The sequence below is a fragment of the Rhizobium sp. CNPSo 3670 genome, assembly GCF_057784555.1.
Map to the genome: position 1 here is coordinate 1 of NZ_JBXSOL010000083.1, position 2,039 is coordinate 2,039.

Here is a 2,039-nt window from a genome sequence, read left to right on the forward strand (position 1 = left end):
TCTAGGTGCCAGCTTGCCCCCTGCGACAATGGCCGTCCAGTCAGAGATCAATCCCCCGTCCGCGGTTGACGCCTCGCTGACGCCGTTCCGCGAGGATCTGCTGACTACTCTGCGCGCGGACCGTCTGCTGCAGGATCTTCAGCTTCTGCTGCATCGCGACGAAGGCCTGGCGCTGCGCCTCTGGCACGTGGTTGATGAGATCCTTGTCGCCGCGGATGATGGCATTGCGGCCGAAGCGTTGGTCGAGCGCCCGGCTGATGTCGTCGAACTCCCGGCGGATATTCGCGTCGAGAGCAGCCGCCGAAACACTCGGCTTGCGATCATTCTTCCGCGCCTCCGCGGTGAGACGCATGAGCGCCTCTTCCGCCACCTTCGACAGGCCCGGAATAGCAACCGCCATACGCTCCCGCTCTGCCTTGATGGCCTGTCGTTCTGCATCGAAGATATTGGCATAGGCGCTCCCGAGAGAACGCAGGCGCGCGGCTGCCTCCGGCACGGCCTGCACCGCATCTTTGCGCTCCCGCCCGGAAGCCAGCATCTTGTCCATCAGACGATCTGAACCGCGCAACGCGCCATAAGCGGCCGGATCATTGGTCACAGCGGCAGCGATACGATCGGCAGCAAAGCCTTTGGCAAGCAGTTCCTCGATCTCGCCGACGGCTCCTGCCGGATCGCGCCAGATCGTTCTTGCCGCGTTGGCCAGTGCCGCACGCTGCTGACGGTAAAGGGGAGCGGAGAGAGTTCGCGATCGCGCCTCGTCGTCGATCGGTATCTTGAACTCGGTGACAGCGGCAAGCATGGGCAGCACGCTCACATTCTCCTTTCCTCCCCCCTTGTCTTGCTTCGGGTCCGGAACGGCACTGGCTGCCGCGACGATCTTCGAGCGGTCCTGACGTTCGGCCAGATGCTGCGCCTCGGCAAAACGTTTGACGGCTTCGAACAGGTGGGTCAGCTTCTCGCGCTCGCCGGCCATCAGATCGTTAGGCATGCGCTCGGCCATGTTGCGTTCAGCAACCGCATCCGCCTTTGCGGTGAAGGCACTCCAGCCGAAGCGGGCAGACAGCGCCTCGCTGACCGCCTTGATCTCCTGCACGACCGTGCGGTCCTTCGCGGCAAGGGCAAAGGCGGTCTTATAAGCATCGTCCCCGCCCCTGTTGCGCACCGCCTCGATCTCCATGAGACGCGCCATGGCGCCTTCGGAGAGCGCCGGGACCGACAATGACATATGCGCGCGACGCGCCTGCTCACGGATCTCGAACCGTTCGGCGTTCCTGCGGAACTCGCTTGCATGGGCGCGGGCCAAGGGAAGCAATTCCGTCGCAGCCGCCAAGGCGACATTCCGCTCCTCACGCGCCGCGCGTCCGTCGACGATGAGCTCGGAGCCGCGCAGGCGGCCAAGCCGATCGGGGCTCACGGCAAGATCGTCGGCGAGCCTGCGGGGTTCGGTGCCGGCATCTGAAGCAAGCGCATTCAGGGCGACAAGTGCCGCACCCGGATCACGATAGATCTTCGCAAGCAGCGGCTGCAGGATCGCTTCCCGCTCCGTCCAGGCGGGCGAGGCAAGCTGTGCCCGTCGCGCATCTTCTTCCACGCTCCTGGCAAAGACGGTGGCGGGCGCGAGCAGATATCGCCCGCGGCCAGCATCCTCGTCCGAGACTGTTTTCCTTTCGCTGCGCTCTTCATTGTAGGAGACACGTCGTTCCCGCTCGATCGCAAAGCCGAGCGCAACGCTCGCCCTCTCCCAAAGCTTCGCCACCTGCTCCCGCTTCTCGGCAATCCACGCCAGCTGACGTCCAACGCCCCCTTCCATCTCGGCCGCAGCCAGCGAGAGATGATCAAGCCCGCGGCGGCGGGCGAAGTCCTCCGCATGAGCCCGATAGCCGGCCTCGCTTTCAAAATCGAGCGTCGTCGTCTTGGCGCCGGAGCGCGACAACCGCTCGACGAGCGGCTTGAACAGATCCGGCCGATGACTTTCCCGCTCGATGCGGTCCTGGCGCGCTTCAGCGGTTTCGATCTGCCTGGCCGTCCAGACATTGCGG

At 64.8% G+C, this 2,039-nt stretch carries 1 protein-coding gene; it reads right to left on the reverse strand.

The features are described from left to right. Positions 1–40 precede the first annotated feature (40 nt). On the reverse strand, positions 41–2,039 hold a 1,999-nt coding region (locus tag AC13QO_RS29850; RefSeq protein ID WP_488542757.1), incomplete at its 5' end, for a BID domain-containing protein.